Here is a 25321-nt window from a genome sequence, read left to right on the forward strand (position 1 = left end):
TATCACTCTCGCACAACCGCTATCAATAAAATTAACTGTGTTTATTCTGGCTTGTGTGGCTATCGCAGTTATTACCTTCTTATTCACTGCTCAATACTCTCGTAAAGAAACTGTGCGCGGTTTTTTATCAAACATTGAGCGTGAGCAGCAACAGCAAGCCCTGCTAGATGCTAAACAAGAAAAACAAAATTTAGCGCGTTTGTTAATGCAGCAAGAAAATCAATTAAGCCAACTTAACTTTAGTATTGCCAACGTACCGCAGCAATACACGCTGCGCATAAATAGCCTTAAACGCCAACAAGCGGATATTCAAAACCAGCTCACACAAATTAAAAGTAACTATCAATACACCATCACTGCAAGTAATAGCGGTACAGTCACCGGTATTCAAGTGGTTGAAGGCGAAACACTCATCCAAGCTAAACCACTGTTACATATTATTCCTGAAGGCTCAGAGCTAGTAGCAGAGTTGCTGCTACCAACACGCTCTGCTGGGTTTATTGCGCTTGGTAACGATACGCGTTTGCGCTTTGATGCTTTTCCTTATCAACGCTTTGGTTTTATTAATAGCAAAATTAGTCGCATCGACAAAGCACTCATTACCCCAAACGAAATACGTTTGCCTATCGCTTTGCAAGAGCCAGTGTACCGTTTGCGAGCAATACTCAGCCAGCAGCGAGTGCAGGCTTATGGTAAAGCGTTTGAGCTAAAAAGCGGCATGTTGTTTGAGGCAGATATTATGTTAGAACAGCGCACACTAATTGAATGGTTGCTTGAACCGCTGTATAGCCTAAAAGGACGAGTAAGTTAATTGTAAATAGTAGGTCGTAATATATTACGATAAAAGAAAAAATTCATCTGTTTAATTTGCTGTAATAAGTGATATTAACCAGAGAATAGAGTGGCTGACTTTAGTCAAACTTTAGCGAGCAGCTAAAGCCAGCCTTATTAACCGCTCACTTTATTTTAAAGTGAGCATATTAACAAACCGACACGAAAAGTGTCGGATACATGGAGTATAACATTATGCGTGAATTAAACGTAAATGAAATAGAGTTTGTAAATGGTGGATATTCTACAAGAGAGTTAGGTGCAGCCGTTTTCGGAGGAGCATTAGCTGGTGGAGTGTTTGGATCTGTTGTCGGTGGTGTCGGTGCTGGTCCTGGTGCTTTAGCTGGAGGTCTTTCTGGTGGTATAGGTTATTTGGGTAGAGAATTATATCTCTACTATACAGCATAATTTAAAAAGACATAACTAGGAGATTGCATTATGACTAATAGACAAACTGCGTGGGTTTTTCTAATAGTAATAACGTCTATTATTGGGGTTTCTGCTTCTATTTTAAGTTTTTTGGAGGTAATTATTTTATCTATTTTACTAGGTGGAATAGGAGCCATTATTTTTCGTAGATTCTTCTCTACAAAAAAAGACACCTAGTTATTGGATACTTTCAAAAAGAGCATAAACGTTATGCTCTTTTTATTGATGTGAGATTAAATATGAATTTTGAAAAAGTAATTGAAAGCTATTATCGTGCTATTAATGACTCATCTTTATCAGGGATAAAAGATTGTATGCACAATAAAAACCCAAATAAAAATAAAGTTTTTGAAATATATGGTCCTGTTTTTAATAAATATAAATTAATTGCAAAGATTCTATCTTGCCGAGTATTAGGTCAAGATGGAAAACATGTAATCGTAAAAGAAAATACTGAAACAAAAAAAATATCAGGTGAAGAGTTTCAAGATAATGTAACCCAAAACATCCATATTTTAGAAAGTAACTCACAATCTGAATGGAAAATAGTTCATTCTCAACTGGTTGGAATTGAAGTGTTAGCTAAATAAAATAGGTTTATTTGGTCATGATAATAAATGAGCAGGTTATTTAATCTAAGGTTGTGTGATAATAATAGGTGATTTCTTAATGAAATATATAGATCCTTTTTGATTTTTAGGTTGATAATTATCCACTTGAATGATAGCTATAATATTTAGTTTTTTAGTTGCCTAAAGGCGTAAGTTCAAAGTGCTCGTTACCAAAAAAAGTAGCAAATATGATTATGTATATGAACTTAGATTTTACCCTATCAAAGTTAACCCCTCTCATCCTTCAATCCGAAATTGCAGAATGCGGCCTAGCCTCTATGGCTATGGTGGCGTGCTATCACGGCCATCAGCTGGACATGCCTGCTATGCGCAAGCGCTTTTCGGCTAATCTAAAGGGGATGAACTTACAGCAGCTGATTGAGCTGGGCGATAACTTAGGACTAGCCAGTCGTGCGCTACAATGCCCACTTGATGAAGTCCATAAACTACAAACGCCGTGTATTTTACATTGGGATATGAATCACTTTGTGGTATTGACTAAAGTATCAGGTAAAGGGGCTGCGGCTAAGTTTGCTATAAACGACCCTGCTGTTGGCAAGCGTAGTTTAAGCGCGGAAGAGTTCAGTAAACACTTTACCGGTATTTGTTTAGAGCTCACGCCAACCAGTAAGTTCGAAGCCAAACAAGAACAAGCAAGAATGAAGTTTACCCAGCTTTGGAGCACCATAAAGGGCTTAAAGGCAGGGTTGCTAAAACTGATTGCGTTGTCTCTGGTATTGCAGCTATTTGCCTTGATGACTCCTTATTATATGCAGTGGGTGGTGGATGAAGTATTAATCAGTTTTGATGAATCGTTATTAACGGTGCTTGCTATGGGTTTTGCGCTGATTGCTATTATTTCGGTGGTGACCAATGCGGTGCGCAGCTGGTTGATTTTACGGCTTTCAAGTTTGCTCAATATGCAAATGGGCGTGAACTTGCTCAGGCATTTATTGCGACTACCGATGAATTATTTTGAGTCACGCCATGTTGGCGATATCGTCTCGCGCTTTGGCTCTTTGGCGCAAATACGAGAGCGCATTACTACTGGGTTTGTAGAAACACTGGTCGATGGCGTGATGGCGATTACCGTATTGATTATGATGTTAATTTACTCGCTAAAGCTCACAGCGGTGGTTGTTGGCGCAATTGTGCTATATACCTTAGTGCGTTTGGCGCTGTATCGGCCGCTACATCAAGCCACCGAAGAAATGATTCAAAATTCAGCCAAAGAGCAATCAAACTTTTTAGAAAACATTCGCGGTATGCAAACTATAAAGCTGTTTGGCAATGAGTCGCAGCGCCAAGGCATTTGGCAAAACCGTTATGCTGAGGTAATAAACAGTGAAATCCGTTTAGGGCGGTTAAACATCAGCTTTGATTCATTCAATAAACTGTTATTTGGTCTTGAGAATGTATTGGTGATTTACTTTGCTGCATTGCTAGTTATGAGCAATAGCTTGTCGGTCGGTATGGTACTGGCGTTTATTGCCTATAAAAACCAGTTAACTAGCCGTTTTGCTAATTTAATAGAGCAAATTATTCAATTTAAAATGATGCGCTTACACTTAGACCGTATCGCTGATATTGCACTGACCAAACAAGAAGCTAATCGTGACGGTGAAATGGCCTATACCGGTGAGGAAGAGGGTAACGTTAAAGGTCAGCTTACCCTTGAAAATATTTGCTTTAGTTACAGTGATGACCAAGCCCCCATTCTAAATAACGTTAACTTAACGCTGGATGCAGGTGATTCTATTGCGATTACCGGGCCTTCTGGTGCTGGTAAAACTACCTTGATGAAAATTATGCTCGGGTTACTACAACCTACCTCAGGCAAAGTGCTGCTTGATGGTAAAGACATTACTCAGCTTGGCCTTAAAGATTACCGCAAACAAATAGCCGCGGTGATGCAGGATGACACGCTATTAGCAGGTTCAATCGCCGATAACATCAGCTTTTTTGACCCACAGCCTAATTACTTAAAAATAGAGCAGTGCGCCCATCATGCAGCAATTCATGATGATATTACCAAAATGACTATGGGCTACAACTCCTTGGTGGGTGATATGGGCTCAAACTTATCTGGCGGGCAAGTACAACGCTTACTTCTTGCCCGCGCACTGTATCAATCGCCGTGTGTGTTGTTTATGGATGAAGCAACCAGCCATTTAGATAAAGATAACGAGGCAAAAATAAGCGAACAAATTCAGCACTTACCTATCACACGGATTATGATTGCCCACCGCCAAGAAACCATCAATATGGCTGGCAAGGTCTATCATTTAAAAGCGGGTGAATTGGTGGATTTAGACCAGCAAAGTGAGAGTGCTTAAAGTGATCAAGGCGTGCATATATTGCACGCCTTTGCATAATGCTTGCAGCTAATAAAAACTCAATACAAACGATTTAAACATCCCTGTAATAATTAGCTGCACTAAACAAAAGCCCATAATGTCCTTGGCTTTTAAGCCGGCAATGGCGAGAACTGGTAACGCCCAAAATGGTTGGATCAGGTTAGTCCAGGCATCACCCCAGGCTACTGCCATGGCAACCCTAGGCATATCTGCGCCAAGTGCCTGTGCGGCGGGTATCACTATAGGCGCTTGTACCGCCCATTGTCCGCCGCCAGATGGCACAAATATATTTACTAAGCCAGCACTTAAAAAGCTCCAAAACGGCAGTGATTCTGCGCTAGCTATGGCGATAAAGCCTTGCGAAATTTGTTGTGCCAAGCCGGTATCAACCATTATTGCCATGATCCCGGCATAAAATGGAAACTGGATAATAATCCCTGCACCGCTGGGTACAGCTTGCTGCAGGCTATTAAGTAAATTATACGGCGTTTGATGCAATAAAATGGCAGAAAATAAAAACAGTGCAATTACACTGTTTAAATTAAGTGAGCCGCCACTAAACACAAAATAATTAACTAAATAAACTAGCCCAAGCACTCCTGTGCCTAATCCTAATAACTTACTGTGTTCAATTTTATCGGCAGGGCGAGTAGCATTGCTAGGTTTAGGTATGGCTTCTTTTAATAGCGTTTTATCAACATAAACGCTGTCTTTGGTGTTGGGTAACATATAACGATTAACCAGTGGCATAATGATAAATAAGCCAATAACTATGGCTATATTAAATCCTGAAAACAGTGTTTCGCTGGTGTTTATCACACCAATGCTTTGCTGTGAAAAATGCCCTGACGTTGCGATAGTTAAAGGAATTGAGCCTGCCAAGCCACCATGCCAAACAATGAAGCCAGAATACGCACTGGCAACCAGTAAGCGATAATCAACTAGTGTGTAGCGGGCAATGGCTTTGGCAAATAAAGCACCAATAACTAAGCCAAATCCCCAGTTAATCCAACTGGCGAGCAATGACACAAAGGTGACTAATAAAATAGCTTTTGGCGCAGTATTGGCAAGTTTCGCTAATTGGGTGAGCAATCGGCTCATAACTGGTGTGCTTGCCAGCATATATCCGGTGAGTAACACCAACAGCATCTGCATGGCAAAACTTAGTAAGTTCCAAAAACCACCGCCCCACGCGCTCAGTACTTGTTGTGGATTTGAAGGTGTCACTATACACGCAATTATAAAGGTAAGCAGTGTGAGTAAAATAACAAAAATAAATGGATCGGGTAGGTAACGTTCTACTAATTTAGTGAACGGTTTGGCAACATGATTTAGCATAGTGATTGTGTGTTTTGATTATTGCTATATATTGCCAATTAATCACGAAAGCGCTTAATTGGCAAATAGAGTTGTAGTGGTGGTGTTAAATCGCGTATTTCTTCGTCATTACAACAAAACGTTATTAAAGCACTAGCGTGGTATAAGCCACGCTTAGATGCAGTGCTATTTCTGTGGTGCTAGAACTGCTTTTAAACGTGTTTGCACTTCTTCTACTAGTAAATCTGGTTGAAACTTAGATAAAAACGCATTACAACCTACTTTCTCGACCATAGCTTGGTTAAAGCTGCCACTGAGCGATGTGTTAAGTACCACATGGAGATTTTTTAAGCGGTTATCGTTTCGGATCTCATGGGTTAAACGATAGCCATCCATTGCTGGCATTTCTGCATCGGTGATCACCATCAGTAACTCTTTCTCTACGTCTATGCCTTTATCAGCCCAGTCTTTAAGCATATTGAGTGCTTCAAGGCCATTGCTTGCTGGGATAATTTCAATACCCAGCTGCGTTAATGTATCGCTCACTTGCTTTCGTGCAGTGCGTGAGTCGTCTGCATGGAGTATTTTTCGGCCAACAAATTCGTTTACGATACTTTGATCAAGTACCTCATCAGAAATTTGTACCTCGTAGTCAATAATCTCTGCTAGTACTTTTTCTACATCAATGATCTCTACTAACTGCTCTTGACCATCACGTTGAATTTTAGTGAGCGCAGTTAGATAATGATTTTTACCGATAGAGGAAGGCGGTGGCATTATATCTGACCATGTCATATTAACTATTTGATCAACCTTACCGATTAAAAAACCTTGTATCGTGCGATTGTATTCAGTGATCACTAAGTTACTATCTTCAGTGTTCTTGGCGGCAGACATGCAAATCGCTTGGCGTAAATCAATAACAGGGATCGATTCACCACGAATATTGGCCACGCCTGATATTTTAGGATGGGCATGTGGAATAATACTAAGATGCGGCAATTTCACTACTTCTTTAACTTTAAAGACATTAAGAGCAAATAAGTGGCGACTGTGCAAATAAAACAATAATAACTCTAAGCGATTTTCACCAACAAGTTGAGTTCGTTGATCAACAGAAGCTAATACACCTGACATAACACGCTCGACTTTATAATTAATAATGCAAGTATAGCTTACACTGTTCTACTTTAAAAAAGCAGCCTAGATAATAATCTTGAGCCTGAAAGGGATTTCAAGCATTGCCTTCATTTCAGCATTACAGTAACTTATCGGATAATTGATAGCTGAATAACCAAGTGTGGGCATGCCTTTTATATTTAAACGATTATTTTTACTAGTCAGAAACCATATTGATCAGGTTAGCTGGCAAGCTGTGGCTATTGCCACTTTATTACATATGATCTTGATCTGGTTATTGTTAATCGTCGCAGAAGAAGTCACACTGAGACCAGTTAGCACCTTTGTTTATTACTATATCGTTACTACCTCAACGGTAGGATATGGTGATTTTAGTGCGAGTACAGATCTGGGCCGATGGATTGTAGCGATACTGCAAATTCCATTTGGTTTGGCTTTATTTGGTGTTCTGTTAGGTAAAACAGGGCAAACAGTTACTTATTTAATTAGGCGCGCTATGACAGGTGATAAGAGTTTTGCACATTTTCACAATCACATTATTATTTTTGGTTGGCATCAAGTTCGTACAAAAAAAATGATTGATTATATTCTCGCTGACCAAAAGCGTTTGGATCGACGAATTTTGCTTGCGGTCACCGAGCCAATGGAACATCCATTTTTAACGAATGCGCATGTTGATTTTGTGCGCTTATCGAGCTTTACCGACTGTGAGGAGCTTGAGCGTGTGGCGATCAAGCAAGCCGATAAAATTATTATTGATGGTCAAGATGACGATCAAACTTTTACCACTGCGTTGCGCATTAGTAAATTAGTTAAAGATGACTGCCATATAAGTGCGCACTTTAACGATGAGAGTAAAGTCGAAATGCTGCTCGAACATTGTTACAACGTTGAATGTTCAACGGCTAAATCAGCCGAAATTCTAGTACGTTCAATGCAAGACCCAGGCTCTAGTCGGGTGCAAGAAGAGTTGCTATCGACTTTACACGGTGATACCCAGTTTAGTTTAGCTATTCCTGACGATTTAGCGGTAATGGAATTTGGTAAATTATTTCATCATTTTAAACACGATCATGATGCTATTTTACTTGGTGTTGCTCACAACCTAAGTGCGCAAAATATGGATTTAAATCCACCGTTAGATTATCCGGTTAACAGTGGTGATATTTTACATTACATTGCAGTTGATCGTGTTTTAAGCAGCGAAGTTGATTGGCAAGGGCTTGCTAATTAATGAATGAAGTAACGTTTTTAATTTTACTTTTGAGTGCTTATATTTTACCAGTAGTAATTGTGCTTAACAGTAAACGCACGCAAGGGCATGAAAAAAATGGCTGGTTAATTGGTATTATCCTCTTCTCATGGCTGGCACTGATTATGTACTTTGCCATTATTCCTAAGCATGGGCGTAATAAGAAGCCGCAAGCTAAAAGTAATAAGTCGAAAGAATCAAAAGGCAAGACTAAAAGTTAAGTTTATACACCTTAATATATTTAGATGAACCTTGAGCCTTATTCCACTACTTTAATTGTTTTAGCTTGTGCTCTACTAAAGGATCATCAGGGACAAGTTGCTGAGCCACTTCGAGCAACTGAATGGCATCTTTAGGGTGCTCATCTTGGTGCTTTAGAGCGACATCAATCAATGGCTGAATATCAATTTTTGCTTGATGTTCTTGCACATGTGCTGCTTTTTCATCAATAAGAATGTTGTGCGCCTTGCTTAATAATGCTTGTCGGTGTGACGATTTAGCATTCGCCTTGTTGAGCCTTCTGTAATAATCTTCTTTAAAGCGCAGGGTTTTGGTTTGTAGGCGAAATTGCGCAATATCGACGTGCTGATGGCTAATAAAGTCGACAGCCACTTGTTTATAAAAGCCAAATTTATTTAAGTATGTGGCATGAGTACTGTGACCCATACCAAATACGCGTAAGTGGTTTAACTGACCGTAACGTTTAGCGTGAGCGCGGTCAATTCGATTAGTAGGGTCATAGATAATGTAGCCTTTAGCATGCCCCAAATCTAAGTCGTGGTAATCTCCTGTCCAATCAAACTTTTGGGCAATCTCGGTACTTGAGCGGTCATCCCAAGGAGCAATTGCTTTATTTTTGGTGCTAACAGGATGAAATAACAGTACCTTATCTAGCTTTAGTAAATTAGCAAATGCACCTACAGCAAAGCCACCTCGGCTTAACCCGTAGCCTAACCGTTCGCTAAAAGGTGTTAGCAAGGGAGCGAGCTGCTCGAGGAAAAACAGTAAGTTACGGTGTCTAAACCAATTACTTATTCCTAAGTGCTGAAATGAAATAACATTAACATGTTGTTTTTGCGCTAGTTGAAATCCCCAAGGGCTAAAATCATCAATGAGATCATGCTCTTGGTAATTAGTACCGGCAGGAGAAAAGGTGAACAATAAAGGTTTATTTATATCAATAAAGTGATATTTAACAAAAACATCGCCAAGTAAATCCCCCCCAGATATAGGCAACCTGGTTTGCTGTTCATCTTGAGGTAGAGTTAACCACTCATCTAACCAATACAGTAACTTCATCTAACCCCCTAACTAAAACAAGCTGTCTATTTTAGCAAACTTGGAAAAAGAAGGAAAACGTGATGTATAAGCAGCAAACTATTATTACTCTGCCATTTTTATAATTGCTTGCCAATCCGATTTAGTCACTGGCATTACCGATAATCGACCGCCTTTTTTAAGGGCTATTTCAGTAATTGTGGCATTTTCTTTAATCGCTTTTAAGCTGACTAGTTTATTTAAATGCTGCTGATAGGTCACATCAACGACAACCCATCTCGGTTTATCACAGGTTGATTTAGGATCGTAATACTCACTGCTTAAATCAAATTGGCAAGGATCTGGGTAGGCTTCAGCAGTCACTATTGCGATACCTGCAACGCCGACGTGTTTACAGCTAGAATGGTAAATCATCACTAAATCGCCGAGCTTTACGCCATCGCGCATAAAATTACGGGCTTGGTAGTTGCGCACACCTTCCCATGCAGTGGTTTGTGAGGGGGCGCTTTTTAAATCGTCGATCGAAAATGCATCGGGTTCAGTTTTAAATAACCAATACGCCATAACTAGGATCCTTGAAATATTTACATCATACTGTCTATAGTATCATTAAAATCTAAATGGGATTGAGGAGCAACTATGAGCCAAGTTTTAGATGATTTATTGTCGTTATTAACGTTAGAAGAAATAGAGCAGGGCTTGTATCGCGGGCAAAGCCAAGATTTGGGTTTTCGTGCGGTATTTGGTGGTCAAGTAATGGGCCAAGCACTGTCTGCCGCCAAAGAAACTTTACCTGAAGGGCGAATTGCTCATTCACTGCATTCTTATTTTTTACGCCCTGGCGATGCTGCAAAGCCAATTGTGTATGATGTGGAAACGATCCGTGATGGTAAGAGCTTTAGTACTCGGCGTGTTAGTGCGATTCAATATGGAAAACCTATTTTTTATATGACGGCATCATTCCAAGGTGCTGAAGAAGGCTTGTCACATCAAGCAACTATGCCTAATGTACCTGCTCCTGAGGAGCTGCGCTCATCACTGGAGTTTTATCAAGAGCACGCAGCTCATATACCTGAGGTGATCCGTAATAAGTTTATTCGTGAAATGCCGATTGAAATGCGACCGGTGAACTTTCATAACCCCTTTAAACCTGAAGCCATAGAGCCAGTAAAACATATTTGGTTCAAAGCCAATGGCGAGATGCCTGATGATCAACGTATTCATAACTATTTATTGGCGTATGCGTCTGACTTTGAGTTTTTACCAACAGCACTACAGCCTCATGGTGTCTCGTTTATGCAGCCTAATATGCAAGTAGCGACCATTGACCATGCGATGTGGTTTCATCGTCCGTTTCGAATAGATGATTGGATTTTATATACCATTGATAGTCCAAGTGCGAGCTCAGGACGTGGTTTGGTACGTGGTCAGTTCTTTGACCGTCAAGGCAATTTAGTGGCCTCAACGATCCAAGAAGGGGTAATGCGTCAGCGCTGATAGGCGACATGTAACTATTTTTGGTTACATTGCCCTTGTACAATATCACTAATCGACTGCCAGACTCGTGCTGGCAGCAATGCTTTAAGATGAATATACACTTCACAAAGTTTAGTACTGCCCTGTAAGCCATTCTCGGTTTCGCTAATTAAGCCTTGCTCGCGCAAGTTGCTAATAAAACCTACCAATACTTTTTTGTCAAAAAACTCAGGGGTTTTAATGCCATGCAAAGTACCTAAGCGCTGAGCTAATACTTGACTTTCGCGTTCAAGTTCTGCGCGTTCAATCTCTTTACTGGTTTGAATAAAGCCAATTACAATGGCATAGCGTTGTAGGGTTAAACTAAGCGCACGACCTAAAATTTCTAGCTTGGCTAAGCAATCATTACTGTTGGTGATTTTTATGTTATCGCCATCAATTTCTATTAAGTCTTGATCTACAAAGCTGGATAAAATACGGGTGATGTAGTTTTCATCAAGCTCATGTAAAAACCATTCTTTAGCGAACATTGGGTAAAAGCAGTTAATTAATGCTTGGCATTGTGCAATGGTGGTTTTATGGCTTTTAAATATATGCAGGGCGAGTAAGCTTGGTACAGAAAATACATGCAAAATATTATTGCGGTAATAGTTAAATAGGGTTTTTTCTTTATCGCTAATAGCAATAATTTCGCCAAACTCATCGCTGATCACATCAAACTTATTCAGTTTTAACGCATGCGCTAATAGTTGCTCTGGGCCTTCATCTGGGATGGTGATTTTTTCACTGTAACTAGCATTGCGTTGTAGGTGTAAGTAAAAATCTAGCTGTGCTAGCAACTTAGGTTTACTCAGTGCTTGTTTATCGTTTACTAGTAAGATCATGGCTAGTAAGTTAACGGAGTTAAGGGCGGCAGCGCTGTTAATATTAACCATGACTTTGTCGGCAAGAGTTGCCACTTGAGGCCCAAGCCATTGTGGTTTCTGTACATCGGTAGGGTGAATAGATTCACGCCAATCTGGCTGCTGCTCATTTAAATATTGGTTGATCGAGATTGGATCGCCAAAGTTTAAATAACCACGGCCATAATTTTTCAAATTTTTAATCGCTTTGAAAATACCTAATATTGACTCGCCTTTTTTATCGTTGCCCGCAAGTTCTTTCAGGTATGTATTGATTTCCATGACGTGCTCATAACCAATATACACAGGCACAATCGAAATTGGCCGATCAATGCCGCGCAGCATAGCTTGTAGAGTCATTGCTAACATACCAGTTTTTGGTGGTAGTAAACGCCCGGTACGACTGCGACCACCTTCGGTGTAAAACTTTACTGAATAACCTTTAATAAACAGCTGGCTTAAATATTCTTTAAATACCGCTGAGTAAAGTTTATTGCCCGCGAATGAACGGCGAATAAAAAACGCCCCTGAGCGGCGGAAGATGCCACCGGCAGGGAAAAAATTTAAGTTAATACCCGCCGCAATATGTGGTGGCACTAAACCTAAATGATAAATAGAGTAGGTAAGAAGTAAATAATCCATATGCGAGCGATGGCAAGGCATATAGATGATCTCATGACCTTTATTGGTTAAGTCATGTAGCTGTTCGGTATATTTAACTTCAATGCCGTTATATAGTTTATTCCATAGCCAAGTGAGCGCGCGCTCTGCAACCCGAATCGTTGCATCGCTGTAATTTGCTGCTATTTCATCAAGCAGCTTTAATGCACTTTGACGTGCTTGTTGTTGGCTAATGTTTTTACTTTTCGCTTCATCATTAATTGCTTTTTTAATAGTAGGTGATGCTAATAGCGAATTAAATAGCTGCTCGCGAGAGGGCATTTTTGGCCCGGTGGCCGCCAATTTTTGACGACGAAAATGCACCCGTGCAACACGTAGTAATTTGTGCGGTAATTCATCAACATCGGCTTTTTCGTTTACTAACAACGATAAATCTAGTGGCTGACTAAAGCGTATAAAGTTATCACGCCCTGAAAACAGTAATACAAAAAACTTACGAAACCAGCTAGGTGTAAGTGAGTGCGAAACCAGCGTGCCTAACCCTGGTTTTTCTTTGCCTGGATTACGACCCCATAAAATAGTGACCGGAATAACTTGCACGTTTTTCTCACCACTGGCAATTAACTGATCAATGATTTGCTTACCTTGATTTAACGCGTCTGTCGGTTTGGCTGTATCGCCAAACAGTGGTGGTGGATTTTGTAGGCCAATAAAACGGTCTAACTCTGTATTACCCAACAGCTGTTGTTCAGTTGGTCGGGGCAGGTTGTACTTCTTACAAACTCGGTCAAGGGCAGCTAAATCTGAGCGAGCATTAAGTTTAACTATATAAAAAGTAGGGTAGGCGGGGTTAAGACTGTATTGCTCAATTGGGTTCTCGGGCAGTACTTTGCTTTTCACAAATAGGTGATTCATCATCATAGACACAAAATTCAAGCAATAATTAAAAATACGCATCAACTCACCAAGGTTAAGGGTTAATAGATAAAAGCAAAATAAGGATGAATAATAACAATTAAAAACTAGACTGACCATTATCATTAGTGCCAAGTACGATTGCTTGGCTTTCTAACTATAATAAATCCCCAGTAATGACGACATAGTGACAACCCTTTTTGACAGTACAAATAATCCCCACTCTGGTAGTTTAAAATAGTTGTTGCATTTATCACCAATATCACTATAATACGCAGGCTTTCAAAATTCCCCCGGGAACTTGGAAGGAACATTAAGCTTGGATTTCAAGCTAATAAAACAGGAGTTCCGATTTGGAACTCAACGTAGATATAAATCAACAACCGGCATCTTATATTTATAAGATTGTTTCGGTCGTTTTTTTATGCTCTTTTAAATGCTCTTTATATTGAGGTTTAAGAATGTCAAATCAACGCATTCGTATTCGCCTAAAAGCTTTTGACCACCGTTTGATTGACCAATCAACGGCGGAAATCGTGGAAACTGCGAAACGCACTGGCGCACAAGTACGTGGTCCAATTCCACTACCTACACGCTTTGAACGTTTTACTGTACTTACATCACCGCACGTTAATAAAGACGCGCGTGATCAGTATGAGATCCGCACCCATAAACGTCTGATCGACATCGTAGAACCAACTGACAAGACTGTTGACGCACTTATGCGTTTAGATCTTGCTGCTGGTGTTGATGTTCAAATCAGCCTGGGTTAATCGAAAGATTAGAGAGGTTTTAGGAAAATGGCATTAGGTCTAGTCGGTCGTAAAGTGGGTATGACACGTATCTTCACTGAAGATGGTGTATCTATCCCTGTGACAGTTATTGAAGCGACACCTAACCGCATTGCTCAGATCAAATCTGACGCAACAGACGGTTATAACGCGCTTCAAGTAACCGCAGGCACTAAAAAAGCAAGCCGTGTAAACAAAGCAACAGCGGGACACTTCGCTAAAGCTGGTGTTGAAGCGGGTCGCGGTCTGTGGGAATTCCGCCTAAATGGTGGTGAAGGCGATTTTGAAGTAGGCGCTGAGCTTACTGTTGAATTATTCAACGAAATCAACAAAGTTGACGTAACCGGTACTTCTAAAGGTAAAGGTTTCCAAGGTGGTGTTAAGCGCTGGAATTTCAGCATGCAAGACGCTACACATGGTAACTCTCTATCTCACCGTGCTCCTGGTTCAATCGGTCAAAACCAATCACCTGGTAAGGTGTTTAAAGGTAAGAAAATGGCCGGTCATATGGGTGCTGAGCGTGTAACGACTCAAAACTTAGAACTAGTACGCGTTGACGCTGAGCGTAACTTGCTTTTAGTTAAAGGTGCAGTACCTGGCGCTATCGGCGGTGACGTTATCGTTAAACCTGCTGTTAAAGCATAAGTCCTGGAGATTTAGTGATGGAATTAGCAATTAAAGACGCTTCTGGCGCTCTTGAAGTTTCTGAAGCTACTTTTGGACGTGAGTTTAACGAAGCATTAGTACATCAAGTAGTTGTTGCATACGCAGCAGGTGCTCGTCAAGGTACTCGTGCTCAGAAGACACGTTCTGAAGTAAGCGGTGGTGGTAAAAAACCATGGGCTCAAAAAGGTACTGGCCGTGCACGTGCTGGTACAATCCGTAGTCCAATTTGGCGTTCAGGTGGCGTTAGCTTCGCAGCTAAACCACAAGACCACAGCCAAAAAGTAAACCGTAAAATGTACCGCGGTGCGATCAAAAGCATCTTATCTGAATTAGTTCGTCAAGAGCGTTTAATCGTTGTTGAAAGTTTTGCTCTAGCAGCACCAAAAACTAAAGAACTAGTTGCTAAGCTTAAAGAGCTTGAGCTTAAAGATGTTCTAATCGTAACTGAAGAAGTAGATGAGAATCTATTTTTATCGGCACGTAACCTGTACAAGGTTGACACGCGTGATGTAGCTGGTATCGACCCTGTAAGCTTAATCGCTTTCGATAAGGTACTTATTACAGCAGCTGCTGTTAAGCAACTTGAGGAGGCGCTAGCATGATCCGTGAAGAACGTCTTTTAAAAGTGATCCTTGCTCCACATATCTCTGAAAAAAGCACAATTGCTGCTGAAGAAAACAATACTATCGTTTTCAAAGTAGTAAATGACGCAACTAAAGCTGAAGTTAAAGCAGCTGTAGAGAAGCTTTTTGAAGTGGAAGTAACTGGTGTTCGCACACTTAACGTTAAGGGTAAAACAAAACGTACTGGCGCACGTTTCGGTCGTCGTAGCGACTGGAAAAAAGCTTACGTTACTCTTAAAGAAGGCAGCGAACTAGACTTTGTCGGCGGCGCCGAGTAATAAGAGGAGTTAGAATTATGGCACTTCAAAAGTGTAAGCCAACTTCTGCGGGTCGTCGTCACCTAGTTAAAGTGGTAAACCCAGATCTACATAAGGGCAAGCCATACGCACCACTATTAGAGAAAAACTCTAAGTCAGGTGGTCGTAATAACAATGGTCGTATTACGGTTCGTCATATCGGTGGTGGTCATAAGCAGCATTACCGTGTAATCGATTTTAAACGTACTAAAGATGGCATTCCAGCCACTGTTGAGCGTTTAGAATATGATCCAAATCGTAGCGCAAACATCGCACTTGTATTATATGCAGACGGTGAGCGTCGTTACATTATCGCACCAAAAGGCTTAAAAGCTGGTGATGCAATCCAGTCTGGTGTTGATGCACCAATCAAACCTGGTAATGCATTACCTATGCGCAATATGCCTGTAGGTTCGACTGTTCACAACGTAGAATTAAAACCAGGTAAAGGTGCTCAAATCGCACGTTCTGCTGGTGCATACGTTCAAATCCTTGCGCGTGATGGTCAATATGTAACATTACGTCTTCGTTCAGGCGAAGTTCGTAAAGTTGAATCTGATTGTCGTGCAACGCTAGGTGAAGTAGGCAATGCTGAGCATATGCTTCGTTCACTTGGTAAAGCAGGTGCAAATCGCTGGCGTGGTATTCGTCCGACAGTTCGTGGTGTTGCCATGAACCCGGTAGATCACCCACACGGTGGTGGTGAAGGTCGTACATCTGGTGGTCGTCATCCTGTGTCTCCATGGGGTAAGCCGACTAAAGGTGCTAAGACGCGTAAGAACAAGCGTACGGATAAATTTATAGTACGTCGTCGTACTAAGTAATATTGAGGAATAGCCATGCCACGCTCTCTCAAGAAGGGTCCTTTTATAGACCTACACTTGCTGAAGAAGGTAGAGAAAGCTTTGGAAAGCGGTGACAAGAAGCCAATTAAAACTTGGAGCCGTCGTTCAATGATCATACCTAACATGATCGGATTGACCATTGCTGTCCATAATGGTCGCCAGCATGTACCAGTTTTCGTTTCTGACGAAATGATCGGTCACAAACTAGGTGAATTTGCACCAACTCGCACTTACCGTGGCCACGCTGCGGATAAGAAAGCGAAGAAACGTTAAGAGGGGAATGATAAATGCAAGCATTAGCTAAACATAAATTCGCCTCTGGTTCGGCGCAAAAAGCACGTCTAGTTGCAGATCAGATCCGCGGGTTACCTGTCGATCGCGCACTAGAAATCCTGGCGTACAGCCCTAAGAAAGCGGCTGTATTAGTTAAGAAAGTACTTGAGTCTGCTATTGCTAACGCAGAGCATAACGAAGGTGCTGACATTGATGAGCTACGTGTAACAACGATCTTTGTGGACGATGGTCCAACAATGAAACGTATTATGCCACGTGCTAAAGGACGCGCTGACCGCATCCTTAAGCGTACAAGCCACATCACTGTTGTGGTTTCAGATAGCTAGGAGTATAAGTAATGGGACAAAAAGTTCATCCTACTGGTATTCGCCTAGGTATATCTAAACCTTGGGTTTCTACCTGGTACGCGAGTTCAAAAGATTTCTCTGCACAGCTTTTTGGCGATCACAAAGTACGTACATTCCTTACTAAGGAATTGAAAGCGGCTTCTGTGTCTAAAATCGTTATTGAGCGTCCAGCAAAATCAATCCGCGTAACAATCCACACGGCTCGTCCGGGTGTTGTTATCGGTAAAAAAGGCGAAGACGTAGAAAAATTACGTCAAGCGGTAACTAAGATTGCTGGTGTACCTGCTCAGATCAATATTTCTGAAGTACGTAAACCAGAACTTGATGCACAACTAGTAGCAGACGGCATTGCCTCTCAGCTAGAGCGTCGTGTTATGTTCCGTCGCGCTATGAAGCGTTCGGTACAAAATGCAATGCGCATCGGTTCTAAAGGGATCAAAGTTGAAGTTAGCGGTCGTCTTGGCGGCGCAGAAATCGCACGTTCAGAATGGTATCGTGAAGGTCGTGTACCTCTACATACTCTTCGTGCTGATATCGACTACGCAACTTCTGAAGCCTTAACCACTTATGGTATCATTGGTGTTAAAGTTTGGATCTTCAAAGGCGAAGTTATTGGTGGTTTACCACTAGTACAAGAGCAAGAGAAGCCAGCTAAACGCGCACCAAAGAAAGCCAAAAAAAGTGCTAAGTAGAGGTAGCGAGTAATGTTACAGCCAAAACGTACAAAATTCCGTAAAATGCACAAAGGCCGCAACCGCGGTTTAGCGCAAAACGGTAACAAAGTAAGCTTCGGTACTTTCGGTTTGAAAGCTACTGGCCGTGGCCGCATGACTGCTCGTCAAATCGAAGCAGCTCGTCGTGCCATGACGCGTCACGTGAAACGTCAAGGTAAAATCTGGATCCGTGTGTTCCCAGATAAGCCAATCACGAACAAACCGCTTGAAGTTCGTATGGGTAAAGGTAAAGGTTCTGTTGAATATTGGGTTGCTGAAATTCAGCCTGGTAAAGTACTTTACGAAATGGAAGGTGTTTCTGAAGAGCTTGCTCGTGAAGCATTCGACCTTGCTGCTCGTAAACTGCCATTCAAAACAACTTTCGTAACTCGGACGGTAATGTGATGAAAGCAAGCGAACTAAAAGACAAAAGCGTAGAAGAGCTTAATGCTGAACTTCTAGGACTTCTTCGTGAGCAGTTTAACCTGCGCATGCAAGCAAGCACTGGTCAGTTAGCTCAAACTCACACGCTAAGAACAGTACGTCGCGATATCGCGCGTGTAAAAACAATTATTAACCAGAAGGCAGGTCAATAATGAGCGATAAAATCCGTACTCTTCAAGGCACTGTAATCAGCGACAAGATGGAAAAATCTTTCACTATCGCTATCGCACGTTACGTGAAGCACCCAATCTATGGGAAATTCATCAAACGTACGACTAAATTACATGTACATGACGAAAATAATACAGCAAAAGCGGGTGACGTAGTTACTATCCGTGAATGCGCGCCAATCTCTAAGACTAAGTCTTGGACATTAGTAGACGTTATTTCTAGTCCAAAACAAGCTTAATTTTTAATTAAGTCTGTTTTATAAAAAGCCCCGGCATTAGCTGGGGCTTTTTGCGTTTGGAGCTATCAGTTTTAAGCGGTAAGCCGTCAGCGCGGAGTAAATTTGACCCCCGTAGCTTGGGTTGAGTCTAGGATACCCGAGGAGAAAAGAACGTTATAAATACGTAAGAGTGGCTCACACCCACAAAAAATCATGTTCATAAAGGAATCGATGAGTATCTATGCTTGCAAATCAACCATCTTATATTTTGTTGTGATAAAAACTTCCTGATTCATAAGAAGTGATAAATGATAATATACCATCTTCATTTTTTCTTATGGCTAGATTTGGTACTTGGCTGCTGTTTTTATCTATTTCAATAGCTTGACTTATCCTGCTAGAGTTTAATCCTAATTGTTTACCTAGCTGTTCCATCTCTTCTTGTATTTTAGGTAGGATTTCAGTTCTAAGTTGCTCTGCTGCTTGAGCATATCGCTCTCTTTCTTCAGGAGAAGATGCATTTTGAGCTCGTTGTTCAAACTCTGTTATACCATCTTTAGCACCCTTAACATCACCAACTCTGCCATTATAACCAAAAAATACATCCATTAAATTGTTAGATAGCTGCATAGTACTTCTTCCTTGTTGATAATTTTAGGTGCAATAAAAGTTTAGAGCAAGCCTTTAGGTTTGTACAAATATGGTACATTTTAATTCCCAAAAGGTAAACAAACGGTTAGGTATACGAAAAGCCTTTGCAAGTGCAAAGATTGATGTTTTTTTGCGCTGACTGCTGACTGCTGACTGCTGACTGCTGACTGCTGACTGCTGACTGCTGACTGCTGACTGCTGACTGCTGACTGCTGACTGCTGACCTTTTTACCAAATCATCTCTACAAACTCAGGGTGATCGATATATGGGTTGCGATTTCCTCGATGTTCATAAGCGGCTTGATTTCTATCTAGCTCTAATTGACTGACAGGATCCTCGTTATGCCAATTAACCAACATAGTCACGACCCAATTCTCAAAGACTTGGTTACTAGAGCCGTTAAGTACGGCATTACTAGCCGTGGTGTTGTTTTGCCAACTATCAATTACGTTTTCGTAGCGGGTTGCCATATAAAACACAAAACTAATATAAAATACTACTGAAGCTTTTTACGTTTGAGCCACGCTTTAACGGGTACTATCCATTCTTTTCTCGGAGTGAAAAAAGCGCCATGTTCTTTACCCGTTGAAATCGAAATTTCTTTGTAAGAACTAACCGTATTAATGTTTCTGGCAACTACATTGTCACACGAACCAACAGAGTCAGAGGTTTCATACACTGAAAATAAATGACCATAAATAGCTATTTCTACTTTTGTAGCTAATCCGCTGGTACAAGCCGCTAAGATCACAACGTCAATATCCATGTTTTTTAAATGACTCGATGTAATTGCCGTAATAAACCCACCACGGGAAAAGCCAACTAACGATATATTGCTTGCAGGTACGCCATTTTTTAGTAATTTAGTTACTTGTTTATATAGCTGTTGAGCGTACTTAAAAGGGTGAGTTTTCGCTGGCCGATGAGTAGCAATTAAATGATAGCTTGAGCCGGCAAGTTCCTGTTTAATCGCTGGAAAGTTATATTGCCCCCAGCGCCCATGAATAGGTGTAGGATCTGTGCCCTCTACAATGAGTCCATGAGAATAGAAAACATATTTATCAGCTGAATTTATTTTGTCAGGGAAGCTCTCAAATATTTCACCACCATAGCTAGATGAACTAAAAAGAAAAGTAAAAATAATAAAGAGTTTTTTTGCAACATATCATGCCTTTTTAACACTATAAGTATTTGAAATAAAATACGTTATCTTGTGGTTTTAGCGCCGTTAACTAAACTAGGGTCAACTCTTTGCTTGTCTTTAATTACTTCAAAGTGAAGATGAACACCTGTCGTTTTACCAGTATCACCAATAACGCCAATAACCTGCCCAGCTTTAACCCAAGAACCTACTTTGGCATCACTCGATTCTAGATGCGCATATAACGTTTGGTAGCCACTTTTATGTTGGATTAATACAGTGTTCCCATAGTTCGAATGCAATGTTTTGTTATCTGAAATGACTATAATTCCATCAGCAGCAGACAGCACAGGGCTTCCTCTTTGGGCAACATAGTCTATACCTCGGTGTGGCTTATAATCTCTGACCTTGTTTACGCTTCGGAATGTTGAGCTTATCGTATGGTTAGCAAGTGGGTGCTGCCAAGTTAGCTTTCTCGTCATTACAGGAACGTTTAAAAATGTATGTAGGCTAAAAATAACAAGTATCATTGAAGAGACAATATTTGTAATCATCAGCGCAAAGCACACCAGAATTAAATTGAGCGACTGGATTGGCGTTATCAAATTGAACGTTTTTTTAATGATTGCAACAGTGCTTTGGCATAATCATGCTTGTTAATATTAAAGCGACATATTGTCAGATTGTCGCATCTGTGTTCCATCGCTCGAATGAACTGATAATTTTATCAATGCCAAACGTCTAAAAGCTAAAGAGCTAGACTTATAAAAACCTTGGAGAAATTACATGAAACTATCTTTTGTAAAATACTTAGCTTTAATTTTTATGCTCAATATAGCCTGCAATAGTGTGGTACTGGCTGAAGAGCGTAGTTTTGAAATAGCTAACAGTAAAGTAGTTACAATTGAATCCACAGTACTAGGTAAAAAGTACGATTTATTTATCAAAGTACCGCGTAGTTATTTCTTGGCAAAAAATAAATCTAAAAAATATCCTGTGCTTTATTTAAATGATGGACCTTATACATTCAAAGTGGCTGCTGGTGTCACTCATATGCGAAACATGGATAACGTCATTGTTGTTGGGATTTCATTTGCTCACGGAGAAGACGGTCAATTTAGCCGAGTTAGAGATTTAACACCTGTCGTTGATCAGAGCTGGACAAAATACACCACAGGTGGAGCAGCTGAGTACTTAGCGTTTATTGAAAAAGAAATCTTTCAGTACATTGAGCACAATTACCGAGTTAACACTGAACAAAGAATATTGTCTGGGCAATCATTAGGGGGGTCTTTTGCCGCTTGGGTACTATTAACCAAGCCTGAGTTGTTTTCTACTTACATCTTAACCAGCCCTTCACTCTGGTTTAAAAATAATTGGATATTTGAATTAGAAAATAAATATGCAGAGAAAAACAAATCGTTAAAGGCCAATGTGTTTATGGCAACTGGCGCATTAGAAACTTTAGAAAATGGTATGAAAGAAGATATGGTCGCAGGTCATGTAAAGTTTGCTAATCGTTTACGCTCACGTAATTACCAAGGATTAAAACTAGCGGATGAAGTGGTAGAAGGAACCGATCATTACTCAACCTTTCCTGTTGGGCTGTCAAAAGGCTTGGTAGAGTTTTATAAACATATTTCTGCGCAATAATGTATTTCGTTGGGCGATATTTTACGCCAGTTAGCGTGTTTGAAATGTTGTGTAACAATCTAATTCAGCAATTAGTTTTTTATTCGTAAAGTTTCATTTATATTAATCAGTAACAGTACAAAACAATAAGAATTAAAATCATGGGACACGAAACCACAAAAGTATTAGTCGTTGATGATGATATGCGTTTACGCAGTTTGTTAGAGCGCTACCTAGTAGAACAAGGATTTATTGTACGTACAGCTGCTAATTCAGAACAAATGGATCGGCTGTTAGAGCGTGAAAACTTTCACTTAATGGTGCTCGACTTAATGTTGCCAGGTGAAGATGGCTTATCTATTTGTCAGCGGTTACGGCAAAAAGAAAACGAAATCCCCATCGTGATGTTAACCGCCAAAGGTGATGAGGTTGATCGTATTATTGGTTTGGAGCTGGGTGCTGATGATTACATCCCGAAACCATTTAACCCGCGTGAATTATTAGCGCGTATTAAAGCTATTTTGCGTCGTCGTTCAAAAGAAGTACCAGGTGCTCCATCAGCAGAAGAAAATAAAATTTCGTTTGGGGAATTTTCACTTAATTTAGCCACCCGAGAAATGAACCAAGGTGATAAAATTATGTCGTTGACCAGTGGTGAGTTTGCGGTATTAAAAGCGCTTGTTACCCATCCGCGAGAGCCGCTAAGTCGTGATAAGTTAATGAACTTAGCGCGAGGTCGTGATTACAGTGCATTAGAGCGTAGTATTGATGTACAAGTTTCACGTTTGCGGCGCATGATCGAAGTTGATGCTACTAATCCACGTTATATTCAAACTGTATGGGGCTTAGGTTACGTATTTGTTCCAGATGGTGAAAAGTAGCCATAATGAGTGTGTTTCCCAAAAGTGCATTTGGACAAACGGTGTTTTTAGTTGCGGCACTGTTGTTGATCAACCAAGTTGTATCCTATATCACGGTTAGCCTTTACGTCGTTAAACCTACTATTGAGCAAGTTAACCTTATTCTCGCAAAACAAATCAAAACTGTGTTTATAGATTGGGAAGATGGCGTTGAAATAAGCGGTGGTGTGTCTGAAAATTTTTTTGAAATAACCGGTATCGAAGTGATGACCCAGCGCCAAGCAATGAGCGAAGGTTTGGCGCAAACTCGTGAATATTCGATGTTATCGCGCAGTATGTCTGAGCAACTAAATGGTTCAGCCAGGGTACGTATTAGCCAAACTGATCCGCTTGTATATTGGGTAGAAGCACCGCAAGCACCAGGTTACTGGGTTAAAGTGCCGCTCACTGGTTTTCAAGAAAATAATCTCGAATTTCTAACCTTCTATTTATCTAGTATCGGCTTTTTAAGTGTACTCGGTGGTTGGTTGTTCGCACGTCATTTGAATCGACCTTTAAAAGCGCTACAGCAAGCGGCGGTAAAAGTAGGGGTCGGAGATTTTTCTACAAAACTGGAGGAGCACGGCTCAACTGAAGTCATCGAGGTAACCCGCGCGTTTAATCAAATGTCACGGGGGATTGCAGCGCTTGAGAACGACCGCCGTTTACTCATGGCTGGGGTGTCTCATGATTTACGTACGCCGCTGACGCGGATTCGTTTAGCGACCGAAATGATGTCGGATGAAGAAGATTATCTGCGTGAAGGGATCATCTACGATATTGAAGATATGAATGCCATTATTGATCAATTTATTGAGTATTTGCGTCATCACAAACGCGAGGAATTAGCGCTTGAAGATCTCAACGCGATAGTGTCAGAAGTGGTGCATTCAGCACAAAAACATCAACGCACTATCACTTTTAGCGAAAATCCTAGTATTAGTAATATTCCTTTAAGTATGGTGGCAATCAAGCGAGTTATTACCAACATGATAGAAAATGCTATTCGTTATTCGGATGGTGATATTGCTGTTGAAACTACGCTAAGTCGTGATAGAAAATACGCTATAGTGATTGTAAAAGATCATGGCCCAGGTATTCCTGAAAGTGAACTTGAAACGGTATTTGAACCTTTTAAACAAGGTGATGCAGCGCGAGGCAGTGAAGGCAGTGGGTTAGGGCTTGCGATCATTAAGCGCATAGTTGATATGCATGGCGGTAAAGTAAAACTGGTTAATCGCTCTGAAGGTGGTTTAAGTGCTGAGGTTTATTTACCAGTCAAAGATGCTATTTAGCTGCTGTCTGCGCTGCCAAAAAGGATTGTTTGACCAGCGTTGCTCTTGAGCATAAAAATAGCGTTTGTGATCTAAATAACGGTGCCAAATCTGTTCTATTTGTTGCTGGTATAGTTTTTTAAATTGTAGCTGGCTATCGTGTTCTATTTTATTGACTATACCGAGTTTTTGCATTAGATCGGCAAGTTGCATCGCACTTGCCATAGCATTAAAAATTCCTTGCGATGAGATTGGGTCAAAGCTCAGTGCAGCATCACCTAAAGCAGCCCATTGTTAGCCTGCAAAACACTCCAAGCGAGTGGAATTCGCGCTGACGATACCATGCAGTGTTATTGACTGTTGGCATACATCGAGAATCTTCGCTTGATTGGCATAACATTGCGCGTGTTGAGTAAATAACGTTGCATCACGGTGCAAGCCTTTGATGAGTAAATCCGGATCCGTTTGAAATGATAAAACACGACGCTGGTTTGGTAATGGTGCACTGTACCACCAGCCGTTTTGCGTGGCACAGATGCTGCCTAGTTGATTTTCTATCGTATTAGCTAGAGTTGCCCAGCAAGATATTAGACGGTCATGCTGTTTGCGAGCGGTGTAGTTTTTTGCAAAATGAGCCTCTCGGCCAGTGGCATCAATTACGAATTGACTCGCAATGTTGATTGTTTGCTCGTGTTGCAACTGCGTTAGTGTTATTTGCCAGCGTTGTCCTCGGTATTCACTGTGTGTTAATTTGCCAGGCCAAATACAGCGCACACCCCGTTGTAGTGCTTTTTCGCGTAAAAAGCTCTCAAATACTTGGCGATCCAAACGCCAACCAAAACCATCAGGGTTATTTAGGTTATCAGTAATATAGGGCGTTGCTTGGCCCCAACTGATCTGCAATCCTGCGTTGTGTAAATGTTGTGTAAATGTTGTGTAAATGTTGTGGGGTTGTCAGGTTGGCTGCTAGTTGGTGTTCAAATTCAGTTAATAAATCTAACTGCTGTAAAATACGTCGTGCCGCAGGCGCTAAGCATTCACCAATTCGCTCTTCGGGCATCTCAGACTTATCAATCAAAGTAACTTGATATGAGTCACATAAAGCAAGTGCGGCGATACAACCTGCCACACCTGCACCAATGATCACAACATCCGTTTGTAATTCGCTCTTTTGAACTATCGCCATT

32 protein-coding genes and 1 pseudogene are annotated in these 25321 nt (G+C 40.9%); 21 read left to right on the top strand and 12 right to left on the bottom strand.

The window, feature by feature from the left end; genetic code table 11:
• The 4 genes from HHO47_RS10725 to HHO47_RS10740 form a co-directional block, all read left to right on the top strand.
• Positions 1-811: HlyD family efflux transporter periplasmic adaptor subunit (locus HHO47_RS10725; protein WP_169020306.1), on the top strand; the 811-nt coding region annotated here is incomplete at its 5' end.
• Positions 812-1026: 215 nt separating this feature from the next.
• Positions 1027-1239 carry a hypothetical protein gene (locus HHO47_RS10730; RefSeq protein ID WP_248290984.1) on the top strand — a complete coding sequence of 71 codons (213 nt, stop codon included), beginning with the start codon at positions 1027-1029 and terminating at the stop codon, positions 1237-1239.
• 260 nt (positions 1240-1499) lie between these two features.
• Positions 1500-1850 (top strand): hypothetical protein, encoded by a 351-nt coding sequence (locus tag HHO47_RS10735; RefSeq protein ID WP_169020308.1) that lies wholly within the window; start codon positions 1500-1502, stop codon positions 1848-1850.
• Positions 1851-2071: 221 nt separating this feature from the next.
• On the top strand, positions 2072-4207 hold the full coding sequence (locus tag HHO47_RS10740; protein ID WP_169020309.1) for a peptidase domain-containing ABC transporter: 2136 nt from the start codon (positions 2072-2074) through the stop codon (positions 4205-4207).
• Between the two features lie 48 nt (positions 4208-4255).
• On the opposite strand, the gene HHO47_RS10745 is transcribed toward HHO47_RS10740, so the two are convergent.
• The gene (locus HHO47_RS10745; protein ID WP_169020310.1) at positions 4256-5566 is read right to left on the bottom strand and encodes a short-chain fatty acid transporter; all 1311 of its coding nucleotides are present in this window, start codon (positions 5564-5566) and stop codon (positions 4256-4258) included.
• A 165-nt stretch (positions 5567-5731) separates the two neighbouring features.
• The gene (locus HHO47_RS10750) at positions 5732-6682 is read right to left on the bottom strand and encodes a chemotaxis protein CheV (RefSeq protein ID WP_169020311.1); all 951 of its coding nucleotides are present in this window, start codon (positions 6680-6682) and stop codon (positions 5732-5734) included.
• Positions 6683-6851: 169 nt separating this feature from the next.
• Between HHO47_RS10750 and HHO47_RS10755 the strand changes: the two genes are divergently transcribed.
• Complete coding sequence (locus HHO47_RS10755; RefSeq protein WP_169020312.1) at positions 6852-7919, top strand: potassium channel family protein; 1068 nt, start codon at positions 6852-6854, stop codon at positions 7917-7919.
• Positions 7919-8158 carry a hypothetical protein gene (locus HHO47_RS10760; RefSeq protein ID WP_169020313.1) on the top strand — a complete coding sequence of 80 codons (240 nt, stop codon included), beginning with the start codon at positions 7919-7921 and terminating at the stop codon, positions 8156-8158. Before HHO47_RS10755 ends, HHO47_RS10760 begins: the two co-directional genes overlap by 1 nt.
• A gap of 46 nt (positions 8159-8204) precedes the next feature.
• Here the strand turns inward: HHO47_RS10760 and HHO47_RS10765 are convergent, their stop codons facing one another.
• Positions 8205-9236 (bottom strand): cytosolic protein, encoded by a 1032-nt coding sequence (locus HHO47_RS10765; protein ID WP_169020314.1) that lies wholly within the window; start codon positions 9234-9236, stop codon positions 8205-8207.
• Positions 9237-9320: 84 nt separating this feature from the next.
• Positions 9321-9779 carry an EVE domain-containing protein gene (locus tag HHO47_RS10770; RefSeq protein ID WP_169020315.1) on the bottom strand — a complete coding sequence of 153 codons (459 nt, stop codon included), beginning with the start codon at positions 9777-9779 and terminating at the stop codon, positions 9321-9323.
• A gap of 75 nt (positions 9780-9854) precedes the next feature.
• Between HHO47_RS10770 and tesB the strand changes: the two genes are divergently transcribed.
• Positions 9855-10712, top strand: a complete 858-nt coding sequence (tesB, locus tag HHO47_RS10775) for an acyl-CoA thioesterase II (RefSeq protein ID WP_169020316.1) — start codon at positions 9855-9857, stop codon at positions 10710-10712.
• Between the two features lie 14 nt (positions 10713-10726).
• Here tesB and plsB read toward each other — a convergent pair whose 3' ends face one another.
• Entirely contained in the window at positions 10727-13171 is a 2445-nt protein-coding gene (gene plsB, locus HHO47_RS10780; protein WP_169020317.1) for a glycerol-3-phosphate 1-O-acyltransferase PlsB, read from the bottom strand.
• Positions 13172-13590: 419 nt separating this feature from the next.
• Between plsB and rpsJ the strand changes: the two genes are divergently transcribed.
• Genes rpsJ through rpsQ form a run of 11 tightly spaced genes read left to right on the top strand, consistent with a single transcriptional unit; the run spans position 13591 to position 18557 of the window.
• On the top strand, positions 13591-13902 hold the full coding sequence (gene rpsJ / locus HHO47_RS10785) for a 30S ribosomal protein S10 (protein WP_002957900.1): 312 nt from the start codon (positions 13591-13593) through the stop codon (positions 13900-13902).
• Positions 13903-13929: 27 nt separating this feature from the next.
• Positions 13930-14565 carry a 50S ribosomal protein L3 gene (rplC, locus tag HHO47_RS10790; protein ID WP_054206125.1) on the top strand — a complete coding sequence of 212 codons (636 nt, stop codon included), beginning with the start codon at positions 13930-13932 and terminating at the stop codon, positions 14563-14565.
• Between the two features lie 17 nt (positions 14566-14582).
• Positions 14583-15188, top strand: coding sequence for a 50S ribosomal protein L4 (gene rplD / locus HHO47_RS10795; protein ID WP_077536677.1), 606 nt, complete (start codon positions 14583-14585; stop codon positions 15186-15188).
• Positions 15185-15487 (top strand): 50S ribosomal protein L23, encoded by a 303-nt coding sequence (gene rplW, locus HHO47_RS10800; protein WP_054206127.1) that lies wholly within the window; start codon positions 15185-15187, stop codon positions 15485-15487. The genes rplD and rplW overlap by 4 nt, the downstream gene beginning before the upstream one ends.
• A 17-nt stretch (positions 15488-15504) precedes the next feature.
• Complete coding sequence (gene rplB / locus HHO47_RS10805) at positions 15505-16329, top strand: 50S ribosomal protein L2 (RefSeq protein WP_169020318.1); 825 nt, start codon at positions 15505-15507, stop codon at positions 16327-16329.
• A 15-nt stretch (positions 16330-16344) separates the two neighbouring features.
• Entirely contained in the window at positions 16345-16623 is a 279-nt protein-coding gene (gene rpsS, locus HHO47_RS10810) for a 30S ribosomal protein S19 (protein ID WP_010561269.1), read from the top strand.
• A gap of 14 nt (positions 16624-16637) precedes the next feature.
• Entirely contained in the window at positions 16638-16970 is a 333-nt protein-coding gene (rplV, locus tag HHO47_RS10815; RefSeq protein WP_004588690.1) for a 50S ribosomal protein L22, read from the top strand.
• Between the two features lie 11 nt (positions 16971-16981).
• Positions 16982-17683, top strand: coding sequence for a 30S ribosomal protein S3 (rpsC, locus tag HHO47_RS10820; protein WP_054206128.1), 702 nt, complete (start codon positions 16982-16984; stop codon positions 17681-17683).
• Between the two features lie 12 nt (positions 17684-17695).
• A complete protein-coding gene (gene rplP / locus HHO47_RS10825) occupies positions 17696-18109 on the top strand; it encodes a 50S ribosomal protein L16 (protein WP_016709052.1) in 414 nt (137 codons plus the stop codon).
• Positions 18109-18300, top strand: a complete 192-nt coding sequence (gene rpmC / locus HHO47_RS10830; protein ID WP_004588692.1) for a 50S ribosomal protein L29 — start codon at positions 18109-18111, stop codon at positions 18298-18300. The genes rplP and rpmC overlap by 1 nt, the downstream gene beginning before the upstream one ends.
• Positions 18300-18557, top strand: coding sequence for a 30S ribosomal protein S17 (gene rpsQ / locus HHO47_RS10835; protein WP_016709053.1), 258 nt, complete (start codon positions 18300-18302; stop codon positions 18555-18557). Before rpmC ends, rpsQ begins: the two co-directional genes overlap by 1 nt.
• 240 nt (positions 18558-18797) lie before the next feature.
• Here rpsQ and HHO47_RS10840 read toward each other — a convergent pair whose 3' ends face one another.
• The 4 genes and pseudogenes from HHO47_RS10840 to HHO47_RS19365 all read right to left on the bottom strand — a co-directional run bounded on the left by HHO47_RS10840 (position 18798) and on the right by HHO47_RS19365 (position 20811).
• The gene (locus HHO47_RS10840; protein ID WP_169020319.1) at positions 18798-19166 is read right to left on the bottom strand and encodes a hypothetical protein; all 369 of its coding nucleotides are present in this window, start codon (positions 19164-19166) and stop codon (positions 18798-18800) included.
• 249 nt (positions 19167-19415) lie between these two features.
• Positions 19416-19664, bottom strand: a pseudogene (locus HHO47_RS10845) (endonuclease); the annotation flags it as partial.
• Between the two features lie 20 nt (positions 19665-19684).
• Positions 19685-19954, bottom strand: a complete 270-nt coding sequence (locus tag HHO47_RS19360; protein WP_248290985.1) for a hypothetical protein — start codon at positions 19952-19954, stop codon at positions 19685-19687.
• A 440-nt stretch (positions 19955-20394) separates the two neighbouring features.
• Positions 20395-20811 carry a M23 family metallopeptidase gene (locus HHO47_RS19365; RefSeq protein WP_248290986.1) on the bottom strand — a complete coding sequence of 139 codons (417 nt, stop codon included), beginning with the start codon at positions 20809-20811 and terminating at the stop codon, positions 20395-20397.
• Between the two features lie 304 nt (positions 20812-21115).
• Between HHO47_RS19365 and HHO47_RS10860 the strand changes: the two genes are divergently transcribed.
• From HHO47_RS10860 to envZ, 3 genes are all read left to right on the top strand, one after another.
• Entirely contained in the window at positions 21116-21982 is an 867-nt protein-coding gene (locus tag HHO47_RS10860; RefSeq protein WP_169020320.1) for an alpha/beta hydrolase, read from the top strand.
• A 140-nt stretch (positions 21983-22122) separates the two neighbouring features.
• Positions 22123-22842 carry an osmolarity response regulator transcription factor OmpR gene (gene ompR / locus HHO47_RS10865; protein WP_169020321.1) on the top strand — a complete coding sequence of 240 codons (720 nt, stop codon included), beginning with the start codon at positions 22123-22125 and terminating at the stop codon, positions 22840-22842.
• Positions 22843-22847: 5 nt separating this feature from the next.
• The gene (envZ, locus tag HHO47_RS10870; protein WP_169020322.1) at positions 22848-24155 is read left to right on the top strand and encodes a two-component system sensor histidine kinase EnvZ; all 1308 of its coding nucleotides are present in this window, start codon (positions 22848-22850) and stop codon (positions 24153-24155) included.
• Here envZ and HHO47_RS19370 read toward each other — a convergent pair.
• From HHO47_RS19370 to HHO47_RS19380, 3 genes are all read right to left on the bottom strand, one after another.
• On the bottom strand, positions 24132-24359 hold the full coding sequence (locus tag HHO47_RS19370; protein WP_248290987.1) for a hypothetical protein: 228 nt from the start codon (positions 24357-24359) through the stop codon (positions 24132-24134). The two genes, envZ and HHO47_RS19370, sit on opposite strands and share 24 nt — an antisense overlap.
• 69 nt (positions 24360-24428) lie before the next feature.
• Positions 24429-25037 carry an NAD(P)/FAD-dependent oxidoreductase gene (locus HHO47_RS19375; protein WP_248290988.1) on the bottom strand — a complete coding sequence of 203 codons (609 nt, stop codon included), beginning with the start codon at positions 25035-25037 and terminating at the stop codon, positions 24429-24431.
• Positions 24997-25320 (bottom strand): FAD-dependent oxidoreductase, encoded by a 324-nt coding sequence (locus tag HHO47_RS19380; protein ID WP_248290989.1) that lies wholly within the window; start codon positions 25318-25320, stop codon positions 24997-24999. The genes HHO47_RS19375 and HHO47_RS19380 overlap by 41 nt, the downstream gene beginning before the upstream one ends.
• Between the last annotated feature and the right edge of the window lies 1 nt (position 25321).

It is taken from the genome of Pseudoalteromonas arctica (assembly GCF_012927645.1).
In the GTDB taxonomy this organism is placed as follows: domain Bacteria; phylum Pseudomonadota; class Gammaproteobacteria; order Enterobacterales; family Alteromonadaceae; genus Pseudoalteromonas; species Pseudoalteromonas arctica_A.